Origin of the sequence: Streptomyces sp. 2-1, assembly GCF_048564895.1 — a bacterium.
GTDB lineage: Bacteria > Actinomycetota > Actinomycetes > Streptomycetales > Streptomycetaceae > Streptomyces > Streptomyces phaeochromogenes.
The window spans coordinates 5,577,059-5,589,314 of sequence record NZ_CP183383.1 but is presented as its reverse complement, the minus strand read 5'-3'; the positions used below and the strand labels follow the sequence as shown (position 1 = coordinate 5,589,314).

General features: G+C 67.9%; 12 protein-coding genes. 8 read left to right on the top strand and 4 right to left on the bottom strand.

The genetic code is table 11. The annotated features are described in order from the left end of the window. Positions 1-22: 22 nt before the first annotated feature. Complete coding sequence (locus ACN20J_RS24555; RefSeq protein ID WP_419666817.1) at positions 23-463, bottom strand: ATP-binding protein; 441 nt, start codon at positions 461-463, stop codon at positions 23-25. A 234-nt stretch (positions 464-697) separates the two neighbouring features. Here ACN20J_RS24555 and ACN20J_RS24550 point away from each other — a divergent pair, with 234 nt between their 5' ends. The 3 genes from ACN20J_RS24550 to ACN20J_RS24540 are packed head-to-tail and all read left to right on the top strand — an operon-like array spanning position 698 to position 2,225. Beyond that, positions 698-1,549 carry a helix-turn-helix domain-containing protein gene (locus ACN20J_RS24550; RefSeq protein ID WP_419668947.1) on the top strand — a complete coding sequence of 284 codons (852 nt, stop codon included), beginning with the start codon at positions 698-700 and terminating at the stop codon, positions 1,547-1,549. A gap of 8 nt (positions 1,550-1,557) precedes the next feature. Continuing rightward, the gene (locus ACN20J_RS24545; RefSeq protein ID WP_419666816.1) at positions 1,558-1,746 is read left to right on the top strand and encodes a DUF397 domain-containing protein; all 189 of its coding nucleotides are present in this window, start codon (positions 1,558-1,560) and stop codon (positions 1,744-1,746) included. A gap of 2 nt (positions 1,747-1,748) precedes the next feature. After that, positions 1,749-2,225, top strand: a complete 477-nt coding sequence (locus tag ACN20J_RS24540; protein WP_419666815.1) for a hypothetical protein — start codon at positions 1,749-1,751, stop codon at positions 2,223-2,225. On the opposite strand, the gene ACN20J_RS24535 is transcribed toward ACN20J_RS24540, so the two are convergent. Both ACN20J_RS24535 and ACN20J_RS24530 read right to left on the bottom strand, forming a co-directional pair. Further along, a complete protein-coding gene (locus ACN20J_RS24535; RefSeq protein WP_419666814.1) occupies positions 2,226-2,603 on the bottom strand; it encodes a hypothetical protein in 378 nt (125 codons plus the stop codon). It lies immediately after the preceding gene. 20 nt (positions 2,604-2,623) lie between these two features. Further along, on the bottom strand, positions 2,624-6,433 hold the full coding sequence (locus tag ACN20J_RS24530; RefSeq protein WP_419666813.1) for a tetratricopeptide repeat protein: 3,810 nt from the start codon (positions 6,431-6,433) through the stop codon (positions 2,624-2,626). A gap of 307 nt (positions 6,434-6,740) precedes the next feature. On the opposite strand from ACN20J_RS24530, the gene ACN20J_RS24525 reads away from it, so the two are divergent. The 4 genes from ACN20J_RS24525 (at position 6,741) to ACN20J_RS24510 (ending at position 10,544) form a co-directional block, all read left to right on the top strand. After that, the gene (locus tag ACN20J_RS24525) at positions 6,741-7,367 is read left to right on the top strand and encodes a DUF4956 domain-containing protein (protein ID WP_419666812.1); all 627 of its coding nucleotides are present in this window, start codon (positions 6,741-6,743) and stop codon (positions 7,365-7,367) included. Continuing rightward, positions 7,364-8,170, top strand: coding sequence for a polyphosphate polymerase domain-containing protein (locus ACN20J_RS24520; protein ID WP_419666811.1), 807 nt, complete (start codon positions 7,364-7,366; stop codon positions 8,168-8,170). The genes ACN20J_RS24525 and ACN20J_RS24520 overlap by 4 nt, the downstream gene beginning before the upstream one ends. Continuing rightward, the gene (locus tag ACN20J_RS24515; RefSeq protein ID WP_419666810.1) at positions 8,167-10,041 is read left to right on the top strand and encodes a carbohydrate-binding domain-containing protein; all 1,875 of its coding nucleotides are present in this window, start codon (positions 8,167-8,169) and stop codon (positions 10,039-10,041) included. Before ACN20J_RS24520 ends, ACN20J_RS24515 begins: the two co-directional genes overlap by 4 nt. Before the next feature lie 137 nt (positions 10,042-10,178). Then, positions 10,179-10,544 carry a hypothetical protein gene (locus tag ACN20J_RS24510; protein ID WP_189841433.1) on the top strand — a complete coding sequence of 122 codons (366 nt, stop codon included), beginning with the start codon at positions 10,179-10,181 and terminating at the stop codon, positions 10,542-10,544. A 63-nt stretch (positions 10,545-10,607) separates the two neighbouring features. On the opposite strand, the gene ACN20J_RS24505 is transcribed toward ACN20J_RS24510, so the two are convergent. Then, positions 10,608-11,084, bottom strand: a complete 477-nt coding sequence (locus ACN20J_RS24505; protein WP_190230749.1) for a hypothetical protein — start codon at positions 11,082-11,084, stop codon at positions 10,608-10,610. A 444-nt stretch (positions 11,085-11,528) separates the two neighbouring features. Between ACN20J_RS24505 and ACN20J_RS24500 the strand changes: the two genes are divergently transcribed. Continuing rightward, on the top strand, positions 11,529-12,215 hold the full coding sequence (locus ACN20J_RS24500; RefSeq protein ID WP_190230748.1) for a hypothetical protein: 687 nt from the start codon (positions 11,529-11,531) through the stop codon (positions 12,213-12,215). Positions 12,216-12,256 lie beyond the last annotated feature (41 nt).

Below are 12,256 nucleotides of genomic sequence, written 5' to 3'. Positions count from 1 at the left end.
TTTGTCGGGGTGAGCGGGGCCTTCACGCCGTCTGAGCCAGTTCGCACCACACGAACTTGCCGTTGGTGTGGGGTAGTTGGGCCGCGGCGCCCAGGGAGTACCAACCCCACTTGTCCGTGCACTCCTCCACGAGGGTGAGGCCGCGGCCCGATTCGAGGGCCGGATTCGGCGTAGCCGTCATGGCCGGGGGCGCGGGAGGTCTGGGGTCCGTGTCCCATACGCCGATCCGGAGGACCGGCGCCACCCAGCGAAGCCTTATGGCCGCCGGGCCCTTCGTGTGCTGTACGGCGTTGGCCACGAGCTCCGTCGCGACCAGCTCGGCCACGTCCGTGAGGTGGGGCAGGCCGTGGAGGGTGAGGATCAGGCGGAGGGTGCGGCGACAGATCGTGACGGCCCGGGGGTCGTTGGGCAGGGAGAGGGTGTACTGCCACGGTTCACCGAAGGGTTCTTTGAGTGCGGGCATGCAGAACTCCTGGTCAGGGAGGGAGGGTTACGGTCGTCGGGCGGTGGCTGTGTCGCTCCCGTCGTGGCATGGCGGGGCGGTGCGCTTCCGGGGTCCCGGGGTTCCGCAGTGTGTGCGTCGCGTCACTGACGGTAGAGGAGGATTTTCTCCTTACGCAAGCTCCTCGCGTAACCTGGCACCCGAACGAGGGGCTCAAGAAGTCCTGTGAGCAGTGCTGTTGAGGAGATGAGCCGCATGGCGCCGAGGAGTCAGCCCACCGCCCGGCAGGTGCGACTGGGGGCTGAGCTGCGCAAGCTGCGGGACGCGGCGGGGATGTCGGCCCGCGAGGTCGTGGGCGTCCTCTCGTCGACCTCGGCGCAGATGAGCCAGGTCGAGGCCGGGTTGTCGGGGGTCAGTGAAGAGCGCCTACGCAGGCTCGCAGCTCTCTACGAGTGCGGGGACGGGGCGTTGATCGATGCCCTGGTGGCGATGGCGACCGATCGCACGCGAGGCTGGTGGGAGGAGTATCGGGGAGTGCTGCTCACTGAGTTCCTGGATCTGGCGGAGTTGGAGCATCATGCTCGGTTCCTGCAGGTCATCGGCACCGCGCATGTGCCGGGGCTTCTGCAGACCGAGGACTACGCGCGCGCAGTGTTCGCATACTGGGTCCCGGAGCCTCCGGAGAGCGAGTTGGAAGCGCAGGTTGAGCACCGCATGCGACGTAGGCAGGTACTCGCCGCTGACCGGGGGGTCGAGTATGAGGCTGTGGTTCACGAAGCTGTTCTGCGTACACGAGTTGCCGACCGCCGCGTGGCCCTGGACCAACTGGAAGAAGTGCTGCGGCAGTCGGAGCGACCGAACGTCACCGTGCGCGTGATTCCCTTCGACACCAATGGCTTCGCTGGTGCGAGCACGGCACTGCTCTACGCGGGCGGTGAGGTGCCCGCGCTGGACACGGTGCAACGGGACACCCCTTACGGCACCGCGTTCCTGGACGACTCCTCCCAACTCCTTGCCATGCGAACGCTCTTTCGTAAGGTGGAGGCGGCATCGCTTGACCCCGTGAAGTCCCGGGACTTCATCCACCGTTTGGCGAAGGAACTGTGAGGCACTCGATGGCGCAGCCCCTCAACTGGCAGAAGTCATCGTTCTCCGGTGGTGGCCCCGGCAACGAGTGCGTGGAACTCGCCGCCGTGAACGGCGAGCCACTCCTCCGCGAGAGTGACGAACCCGACCGAATACTCCCCGTCACCCATCACGGCCTCGCCGCCCTCCTCCACCACCTCCAGGTGAACCGCCCCTGACCGTGGACGACGACGAGGAGTTCACGTACGCCCTGAAAACCGTCCTGCGAGACCTGCGCGCGCAATGCCCCGTACAGCCGGGCATCCGTAAGGACGACGACGACTTTCGCGGGGTCATGCTCTACGCTCCCGACGGCTCCGGCCAGGGCGTGTACGCGGAGCCGGACGGCAGGCCCGCCATGCTGCTCGCCCATGTCGCGGACCAGGTTCAGGAATGGGCGGTGGAGGCACTGTGGGGGCAGGGCGAGCCGGCGGTCTGGCCCCAGTGCCCGAGTCACCCGGACAAGCACCCGCTGGCCGCGACCGTGGAAGCCGGGGAAGAGGGGGACGGGGATTACGCGGTCTGGGTCTGCCCGAGTACCGGCGACACCGCGGCCCTCATCGGCGAACTGCCTGTGTCGGAATCGGGTGAAGGGGTGAGCGGCCGAGCGTTTCGCCGAGGTCGAGGCGGACGAAAACGCTCACGGCGAGGCCGCTGATCAGGTCGACCCGTCGCCGTTCTGGGCGCTGTTGAGTGTTTCCTCGATGGTGATGTCGATGCAGCGCTCGCGCTCTGCCGGGCTGACCCCCGCCTGGGGTGTGTCGAGCCGGTCGAGCTGCACGCGGACGCGGCGGGTGACTGCCTCGGGTGGTGGCGTGGGGCTGCTCTTCCTGAGGTCGTTGTAGACGGTCCAGGTGAGGCTGGCGATGCTCACGATGAGGGCGCCGAGGGAGATGGGGTCGACGTACTGGTCGGGGCGGGTGGTGGTGTCGCGGGTGTGGAGGGCGACTTCCACGTCCGTGGTGAGCGCCGGGGCATGCGGCGTGATCAGCCGCTTCGCCGCGGCTCGGGCGCCGAGTTCGACCGGGTCGGCCATGGGTGGTCTCCTTGCGGTGCTCAGTCGGTGGCGGGTGGGTCTTCTGCGAGGACGAAGTCGCGCACGGGCATGGGCAGGGGGCTGCCGGTGACTGACTGCCAGGTCTGTTCGAGGGCGCGGATTCCCAGGGAATTGGTCATGCGCTTCAGGTGGGCTGGGCCGGGGCCGGTCGATGGATGAGGGAACTGCTCAAACTGGGTGACGCATTGGACCATCCACTTGAGAGCTTCCTCCGATTGTTGCTGCTCCTCGGCCAGAAGACTGAATTGCCCGTAAGTCATGGCCATGCCGGGTCGGTTGCCGAGGCTTTCTTCGATGGTGAGGGATTGGCGGTACCGGTCTTCGGCTTCGTCCAGTTGACCTCGTTCTTGGGCGACCCTGCCGAGCTGGTGGTAGGAGCTGGCCATGCCGGGTCGGTTGCCGAGGTCTTCTTTGATGGTGAGGGATTGGCGGTACCAGTCTTCGGCTTCGTCCAGTCGACCTCGTTCTTGGGCGACCCTGCCGAGCTGGTGGTAGATGACGGCCATGCTGGGTCGGTTGCCGAGGTCTTCGTTGATGGTGAGGGATTGGCGGTACCAGTCTTCGGCTTCGTCCAGTCGACCTCGTCCTTGGGCGACCCTGCCGAGCTGGTGGTAGGTGGTGGCCATGCCGGGTCGGTTGCCGAGGTCTTCTTTGATGGTGAGGGATTGGCGGTACCGGTCTTCGGCTTCGTCGAGTCGGCCTCGTTCTTGGGCGACTGTGCCGAGTTGGTGGTAGGTCATGGCCATGCTGGGTCGGTTGCCGAGGTCTTCGTTGATGGTGAGGGATTGGCGGTACCAGTCTTCGGCTTCGTCCAGTCGACCTCGTCCTTGGGCGACCCTGCCGAGCTGGTGGTAGGTGGTGGCCATGCCGGATCGGTTGCCGAGGTCTTCTTTGATGGTGAGGGATTGGCGGTACCAGTCTTCGGCTTCGTCCAGTCGACCTCGTTCCTGGGCGATCTCACCGAGCTGGTGATAGACGACGGCAAGACGGCTGCGCTGTTTCGAGGTGGCCGGTTGTAGCTGTAGGGCGTGGAGGATGTCTCTGTGTGTGCGTTCGGCTTGGCCGAGTTGGCCGGCCCTGACTTGTCGGTTCGCTTGAGAGCCCGTTAGGAACAGCCACAGCGCGCCGACGGAGGAGTTCAGGTCGGGCGCGTTGCCCTCGGAGTCTTCCACGGCCACTCGCGCGCGGTTGACCCATGCACGGGCCTCCTCCACGAGTCCTCGCGCGTCCCAGTACTCGTCCAGCGGCTGGGCAATGCCCTGTGCCTGGCCCCACAGGCCGTGGTCGAGCGCGTAACCAAGCAGGCTCCCCAGAGTCCTCCGTTGGAGGTGGATCACCACCATGGCCAACTGGGCGTCCCCGCTCTGAATCTGCCGGAGCAGCCATCCGCCGAAGGAGGCGTATGCGTCGAGGAGGGCGAGTTCGGCAGCTCTGCGCAGCTCTTGGTGGCGGCCAAGAGCCAGGGTCTGCCAGAAAGAGGTCAGATAGGCGGGCAGGGCCGGATGAATGCGGTACATACCCGCGCCCAGAGATGTCAGCAGCCCCACCTCCGTCGCCCGCTCCAAGACCTGCGCCCACTCGGAGGGGGTGCGGCCCTGATACCACTCCGGAACATCGGGCAGTGTCGAGAATTGGCTCAACACGTCAGCATCAACAACCCCATGGAAGAGGCTGACCACAGTAAGAGCGTGCTGGTCCGCGGCCGACAGGTGTGTGAAGGAATACGCGATGCTGGCGGATAGCGACGTGGTGCGGTCGCCGCCGTCGGTGTCAGCCAACGGTGTGGTGCCCTGGAGGCCGGCCAGCAGGTCCCGCGGAGCCGTGCTGTCCAGGCGAGGAAGGATCAGCCGCATGCTGAGCGGGTGTCCGTCGAGCCACTGCATCAGCTCACCGAACGCCTTCGACTCCCGGTGCGGCTTGGTGTCCGGATAGGAGGACAGAAGCTGTTCCGCGTATTCGTTGGCCTCGTCGGTTTCCAGGCCGCCCACCTCGATCCGCCGTCGCTCGGCGCCGAGCCAGTTCTCCGGGGTGCGGCTGGTCACGATGATCGCGCTCTTGCCTTTGGCGGCGATTCGGTCCAAGAAGCCGCGCAGTTCCTCGCGCTCAGGTTCGGTCAGAGGCTGGGTGGCGTGGGTGGGATCGGGGAGGGTGTGGACGGATTCGAAGTTGTCCCAGATCAGCAGTAGGCGATGAGTGACAAGTGTCTTCTCCACGAGGCTTTGGCGCTTTTCCTGGTCCAAGAGGGCGAACTGCGCTCCGAACAGCCCCAGTCCGATGCTGTTGATCACCCCATCCAGGCCGAAGCTCGCCACTCCGGGCTCGAACGAGTGCCAGATCACCCCGCGCCCATCGTCCAGCGCACCGGTGTCGCGCCACCACCGCCCGAACGCTTTGGCCAACTCCGTCTTGCCGGTCCCCCCGGGCCCGTACAGCACCACAACACGGTCCAGTCGGGCCGCCGTATCCAGCGTGTAGAGCAGCGCATCCCGGCCGGTGAACTCGCCCACGGCTGTCAGTGCTGATTCCGAGTCCACTTCCCCGGCGTCGGCGGTATCGGCAGCAGGCTGTTCCCGCATCCGGTCCAACAGCTGATCCAAAGACTCCTGTTGACCGCGACCGGTGCGCAACCCGGCAAAGTGCACGTCAGTCCGCGTATAAACGACCGGCACTACCCAGTCCGCCAGCCGCATCAACCCTTTCGGAGACGGCCGCAGCGGATGCCGGTCCAAACGCTGGCGCCCCGCCGACACCGCCGCAGACAGCAGATCCCCGGCGAACAACCGCTCGTAGAACGCCGTCATGAACTCCGCCGCCGCGACCGCGTACACGCTGTACGCCATCGCCACCACCGCACCGGCGCCCTCCTGAAGCAACCGCGTCGCGACCGCCGCTTCGAGCTGTGAGCCCAGCACCGCCGACTGGCAGGCGTTGAGGACGACCACCGGCACCTGGGACTTCTTCAGCACCTGCGCCACGCGCCCGGCGGGTACCAGGTCCGAGCCGCCCGTCGCCTTCTCGAACGCCAGCATTCCCTGCGGGCCGGGCCCGTTGAACATGACCGACGACGGCCACCCGCCCCCGGCACCCCCACCACCCGGCGCCTGTCCGAACACCCCATGCCCGTCGAAGTGCACGATCTGGAAGGGTTCCCCCGCCTCCCGCGCCTCTTCGAGCACGCTCTCCAGGTGCTCCAGCGTCGGTGGCCGCAGTACCACCAGGTCCACCTGCCCCCGTACCGCCTCCAGGCGGCGCAGCAGCGGCCGGGCGATCATCTGGTAGCCCACGTCGGCGGTACCGGACGGCCGTGAGATGACCATCAACACGCGCAGCCGGGAGCCTCCGACCGTGAACACATCACCCAGCGCCGCGGTCGGCAGGCTGCGGGACACGACCACCTGGTCGTCGAGCGCGATCGGTGTGGGCCGCTCCGGGTCGGCCATCAGTTCCCATGGCAGCCCCAGGTGCTTGGCCGTTCCCGACCGGACGACGATCTCGACCGGGCCACCCCGTGCCCGCGCCCGCGTGTACGCATCACGCGCCGGACCGGAACCGAACACCGCCTCGAAGACCTGGGCGCCCCACTTCGGGAACTGGGCCTCCACCCGTGGCCCGCGCTCGCCGTACACGCCGAACGGTGCCCGCAGGTAGTCCTCCAGATACCAGCGCAACTCCTCCAGCGCCGGTCCGTCCAGCGGCCACACCAGCGGGACCGGATCTCCAGCCCGATTGGGAAGCGCCTCACCGGCCCGCCACGCGGACACGCTCACCCGGCCGTCTTCGTCCACATCCAGCAGAAGCCGCTCCGCCATGCCCATCGCCCCCGTGACGGCTGCCGTTCAACGGCCTCTCGGCCGCTCGCACCAGCGACTTTAGCCACCACTCTGTGTCATCAACAGGGCAACGCCCCAAGTGATCGGATCAGGGCGGAATTCGTACACAACACGCCGTCCTTGGCGTTGAGTTCACCCCTGGTTTCCCGGGCGTACTTCTCAACCCTGCTTAAGGAAACCCAAAGGGATCCCACAGGCAGACCCCCGATCGTCGTCACCATGAGCGCAGCCATCGAAGTCATCGCATTCGTCGCAGTCGACGGCAGATCCCAGGGAGACCGCTGACATGGACCGGTTGCTTCTCGTTGGCGCCGATCTCGTCGCCATCTCCCTCCTCACCTTCGCGGTCTACTTCCCGCGGCATCACCGGCGGGACCTGGTCGCCGCGTTTCTCGGGGTCAATGTCGGGGTGCTCGCCGTGGCGATGGTGCTCGGGTCGACTTCGGTCGGGATCGGGATGGGGATGGGGCTCTTCGGGGTTCTGTCGATCATCAGGCTGCGGTCGTACGAGATCGCGCAGCACGAGATCGCCTACTACTTCTCGGCGTTGGCGCTCGGGCTGCTGACCGGGCTGTCCGAGTCCCTCGACCTTCTGCACACCGGGCTGATGGTGCTCGTCGTGACCACGCTGTACGCCGGTGACCATCCCCGGCTGTTCCCGCGCCACCGGCAGCGGGAGCTGCGCCTGGACTCCGCGTATACCGACGAGGAGGCCCTGAGCTCCCACCTCGAAGTCCTCCTGGGCGGGCGGGTGTTGAACCTGTCCGTCAAGGGCATCGACCTCGTCAACGACACGACGCTCGTCGAGGTCCGGTATGTGGTCCCCAACGCCTCCCGGGCCGCAGTGACCAAGCCCCGGGAGGGCAGCCCCCGTACCGACGACTCCCCCCGCGGGCGCGGAGTACGGGCATGACAGCCCTCGGGTTCGAGTCCGAGTCCGAGTCGGTTGGGCGCGTGGTCGGCGCGCTGCCGGCCATCGGGCTCGACGAACTCGTCGCGCAGGCCTCGCTGCTGACCCGGCTGGACCGCAAGTACATGCTGCCGGTCGCCGATCTGCCCCTCGTGCTCGGCGGCCTCGACGAGGACACGCGGGTCCTGGACGTGGACGGCGCGCGGGAGTTCGCGTACCGGTCCGTCTACTTCGACACCCCGGAGATGGACGGGTATCTGGGCGCGGCCCGGCATCGGCGGCGGCGGTTCAAGCTCCGGATTCGTACCTACATCGACTCCGGTCAGCACTTCTTCGAGGTCAAGACGCGTGGCCCGCGCGGCACCACCGTCAAACAGCGCATCCCGTACGAGGGGGATGTTCGGAGACTCGGCCCGGGCGCCCGGGCCTACGCCGACACCGTGCTCGCCGAGGTCGGGATCAACTCCGGGCGCCTGCGCTTCGTACCGGCGCTGACCACGTACTACCGGCGTACGACCCTCTTCCTCCCGGCCACCGGGAGCCGGCTGACCATCGACACCGATCTGACCTGGGCACTGCCCGACGGGACCGCGCTGCGTACTCCGGACCGGGCCATCGTCGAGACGAAGGCGGGCCGGGCGGGCTCGGGGGCCGACCGGCTGCTCTGGTCGCTGAAGCACCGGCCCTGTCCCGTGTCGAAGTACGGCACCGGGCTCGCCGCCCTGCGCCCCGACCTGCCCTCCAACCGCTGGCTGCCCGTACTGCGGCGCCACTTTCCGACCGCGCTCGACGGGAGACCAGCATGAAGCCCTACCTCAACACCCAGCCGAGCACGCCTCCGAAGAGGGCACGACGGTTTCGTACGAAGGCCGCCGGTGCCCTCGCCTCGATGGCGCTCGCCACGGCCGCGCTCGCCGGGTGTTCTTCCGGCAGCGAATCCGACTCCGACGGCTCCTCGTCCGCCGGATCAGGTTCCAGCGGGTCCGCGGCCGCCGTGGACGGGGGCCAGGACGCCGCCGCCGTGCTCGCCGACAACAAGGAGTCGCACGCCGGGGACTCCGACGCCGAGTGGGACGAGTCGGACGCCGTCGCGGTCCGGCTCAAGGGCGACTCGGCCTCCGTGGACGGGGACGGGGCGACCGCCAAGGGGGCCACCGTGACCATCACCGCCGGTGGTACCTACCGCATCAGCGGCACCCTCTCCGACGGGCAGATCGTCGTCAACGCCCCTGATCAGGACGTGAAGTTGGTGCTCGACGGGGCGAAGATCTCCCACTCCTCCGGCGCGGCGATCGACGTCACCGAGGCGGACGAGGCCGTCGTGATCCTCGCCGACGGCAGCGAGAACACCCTCGGTGACGCCGACTCGTACGCCGATGATGTCGAAGCCGATGCCGCGCTTCACAGCGCCGCCGACCTCACCCTCACGGGCGACGGGAAGCTCACCGTGCGCGGCAACGGCAACGACGGGATCGCGAGCACGGACGGTCTGGTGATCGCCTCCGGCACGATCGTGGTCGATGCCGCGGACGACGGCATCCGCGGCAAGGACTACCTGATCGTCGAGGGCGGTTCGGTGACCGTCACGGCCGGTGGCGACGGGCTCAAGGCCGACAACTCCGAGGACAAGGACTCCGGTTACGTCGCCGTCGGCGACGGCACGGTGAAGGTGACCGCCAAGGGCGACGGGGTCGACGCGGCCACCGACCTGGTGGCGACCGGCGGCACGCTGACCGTCGAGAGCGGCGGCGGCAGCGGTACGCAGCCCTCGGACGACGCGTCCACGAAGGGGCTGAAGGCGGGCGTGATCAACGTCCTGGAGGGCGGAACCGTCGCTGTGGACGCCTCCGACGACGCCGTCCACAGTGATGGTGCTGTTCACGTCAACGGGGCGAAGGTGACTGCCGCGAGCGGCGACGACGGGGTCCACGCGGAGGGTGATCTGACCGTCGACAAGGGGACGTTGAAGGTCACGTCCGCCGTCGAGGGCGTCGAGGGCGCCGACATCTCCGTGAACGGCGGCACGGTGGACATCCGGTCCAGCGACGACGGGATCAACGCGGCGGGCGGTACCAGCTCCTCGGGCGGAGGGGGCGGTGGCGGCTTCGGCGGAGGCCCGGGTGGCGGCGGTGGCGGTGAGAGCGTCGGTGACTACAAGCTCACCGTCAGCGGCGGCACCCTGGTCGTCGACTCCGAGGGCGACGGGCTCGACTCCAACGGCACCGCCGAGATCACCGGCGGCACGGTCGTCGTCAACGGCCCGCAGCAAGGTGGCAACGGTGCCCTCGATGTCAACGGCGACTTCGGCATCAGCGGCGGAGTCCTGCTGGCCGCCGGCAGCGCGGGCATGGCCGTCGCCCCGTCCACCGACTCCGAGCAGGGCTGGCTCTCCGCCACCCTCGACTCGTCGGTCCCGGCCGGCACGACCCTCCACGTCGTCGACTCCGGCGGCAAGGTCGTCGCCACGTACGTCACCTCGAAGTCGATCCAGAACGTCGTGTACTCGTCCTCCGCGGTGAAGAGCGGAGAGGAGTACGAGATCCACTCGGGCGGCACGAAGTCCGGTACCGGTACGGGAGGTCTGGCCGCCTCGGGCACCCTGGGCTCGGCCGAGCGGATCGCCACGGTGACGGCGGGCGAGGCACCGGAGGGAGGCTTCGGGGGCGGGCGGCGATAGGCGAGCTGTCGCACTCCGTGGCCCCCGGGGCGAGACTGGAAGGAGGCGGAGATTCCCGAGACGCCGGGAATCCCATGAGCGGAGATTCCCGAGACGCGGATCCCGAGACCCCGCAGCGGACCGGCCATGGAGGAATCATGACGGCAACCACGCGGAACGACACACCCGTCGCCATCGAAGGCAATGGTGTGGAACTGCGCATGCAGGAAGTCGGCGGAGGCATGAGCGTCGCCTTCGCGAGCCTCCCCGAGGGGACGGACATGGCGCCGGCGGTGAAGGGCCTGCCCGACGACCAGTGCCAGTGCCCCCACTGGGGATATCTCCTCAAGGGGCGGCTCAGGATGCGCACCAGCGCGGGCAGCGAGATCTACGAGGCGGGGCAGGCCTTCTACTGGGCGCCCGGCCACGTACCGGAGGCGCTCGAGGACTGCGAGTACGTCGACTTCTCGCCGACTAAGGAGTTCAACGAGGTCATCGACCACGTCAAGGCACAGATGAGCTAGGGCCGGGTCGGGGCACCCCGTCCGGCGGACCGGTCGAACCCGCGGCGGCGCGGCGGCGCCGGATCAGGTCTCGTACAGCCCGTCCCAAGGTGGGCCGAAGCCCAGCCGGTCCGGGTAGAGCTCGGCCCAGGGCTCCCCTTCGTCCTCGCCGGTCAGCATGCCGAACAGCACGCCGTCGACGGTGAGCCGGAAAGGGCGGATCGCGATGTCCGTGTAGCGGCGCCGGGGGAGGCTCCTGAGGAGTTTGGCCAGGTGGGCCTGGGCCCGGGCGAGAACCGAGTCCTGGCCCTCCGGGGCGCGCTGCTGCTCCGCCCACGTGCCGGCACACCAGATGTCCGAGTCCCGGTACCGGCCCTCGGCGTCGAAGGTGTGGAGCACCGCGTAGAGACGTTTGTGCTCTTCCCAGCCGTCGTCGGGACGGTACCCCTCGGGGAACGCGTACGTGATCGACCCCAGGAACTGCCCCTCCGCGTAGTGACCGATGGCCTCGGTGCGGTGGCGCGGCTCGTAGGCGATCGGGATGACCTCGGGGACTGCCATGGCGAAACCATACGGATGAATCGTGGACATGCCACAGGCGGGGCCACCGTAACAGCCCTCGGACTCGGGTCGGACGTCGGGCGGACGCAAGGTGTGTTCGAGACGTTCGCCTTGTTCGACTCGTTTCCGACGGTCGTCCTCACGGTCATGCCTCACGATCGTGCCGAGGCAGATCGGCGGCTTCACGGCAACACCACTCCTGGCGGCTCGACCCGGGAGACCGTCCGTACGCGACCCCGTCCGCCTTGCTGCGGCTTGCCGAGTGTCCGGTTTCCGATTCGCTTTCGCGCAGGAACCCATTGGAGTTTCGCGTGTCGGCTGATGTGTTGATCGTACGGAGAAGTCCTTCAGTCGTTGCGTCCGCGACCCGATGTTTGCAGAGGAAGCTCGAACTCGCTTCCGGTGCACTCGCACATCTGTACCTTCGGATCAAAGGAGCAATGCATGAGTCCTGAACTCAGGACAAGGTCCTCCCTGAGCCCCTTCGCCGCCCGTGGCGTGTGGCTGACCGGCGGGGCTGTTGCCTCGCTCGCTCTCGTCTTCGCCGGCGTCGCGACTCCCGCGTCGGCCTCGGTCACCCCGTCCGCCGGCAGCGTCGTGGCGGACCCGTCGACCGACGACTGCAAGAAGGAGAAGGAGAACGGGCACCACGAGAAGTACCAGCCGGAGGGGAAGGCCCAGACCCCCGGCGGACCGCTCCACGAGAAGTGCGAGGACCGGGACCGCGACAAGCAGGAGTGCTCGGACATCGACTCGATCATGAACCCCCTGCGGGGCATGGAGCTCAGCGCGGTGCTGAGTGACGGCAAGGCATACGCCGGAATTCGGGACCAGTCCCCGTTCGGCGAGTACAGCTGGGAAGAGATCAGTGACGAGGACAACTTCCCCAAGAACGCCTGCTCCATCACCATCAGCGTCTCGACCGTCGGGAACGACGCCTGGATCAAGGTGCTGACCACGAAGGGCCGCGTCTACGAGACGCACGGCAACAGGGACGACGACGAGTTCATCTGGGACGAGGAGTGGAACAAGCTGACCACTCCGGACGACGACAACCTCGCGAACACCACCCGCGAGAAGGGTGAACTGGTGGCCCCGGTTGACCCGAACAGCGTTTCGCAGGGTTCCTGACACCTGCCTGGTTCGCCGCGCGCGCAGGGCTACCGCCGGGC

What these genes read in the sequence shown, in the direction of transcription:
- ACN20J_RS24555 (WP_419666817.1), bottom strand. Translation starts at nt 463, where the DNA reads ATGCCCGCACTCAAAGAACCCTTCGGTGAACCGTGGCAGTACACCCTC.
- ACN20J_RS24500 (WP_190230748.1), top strand. Translation starts at nt 11,529, where the DNA reads ATGAGTCCTGAACTCAGGACAAGGTCCTCCCTGAGCCCCTTCGCCGCC.
- ACN20J_RS24535 (WP_419666814.1), bottom strand. Translation starts at nt 2,603, where the DNA reads ATGGCCGACCCGGTCGAACTCGGCGCCCGAGCCGCGGCGAAGCGGCTG.
- ACN20J_RS24545 (WP_419666816.1), top strand. Translation starts at nt 1,558, where the DNA reads ATGGCGCAGCCCCTCAACTGGCAGAAGTCATCGTTCTCCGGTGGTGGC.
- ACN20J_RS24525 (WP_419666812.1), top strand. Translation starts at nt 6,741, where the DNA reads ATGGACCGGTTGCTTCTCGTTGGCGCCGATCTCGTCGCCATCTCCCTC.
- ACN20J_RS24520 (WP_419666811.1), top strand. Translation starts at nt 7,364, where the DNA reads ATGACAGCCCTCGGGTTCGAGTCCGAGTCCGAGTCGGTTGGGCGCGTG.
- ACN20J_RS24550 (WP_419668947.1), top strand. Translation starts at nt 698, where the DNA reads ATGGCGCCGAGGAGTCAGCCCACCGCCCGGCAGGTGCGACTGGGGGCT.
- ACN20J_RS24505 (WP_190230749.1), bottom strand. Translation starts at nt 11,084, where the DNA reads ATGGCAGTCCCCGAGGTCATCCCGATCGCCTACGAGCCGCGCCACCGC.
- ACN20J_RS24510 (WP_189841433.1), top strand. Translation starts at nt 10,179, where the DNA reads ATGACGGCAACCACGCGGAACGACACACCCGTCGCCATCGAAGGCAAT.
- ACN20J_RS24515 (WP_419666810.1), top strand. Translation starts at nt 8,167, where the DNA reads ATGAAGCCCTACCTCAACACCCAGCCGAGCACGCCTCCGAAGAGGGCA.
- ACN20J_RS24530 (WP_419666813.1), bottom strand. Translation starts at nt 6,433, where the DNA reads ATGGCGGAGCGGCTTCTGCTGGATGTGGACGAAGACGGCCGGGTGAGC.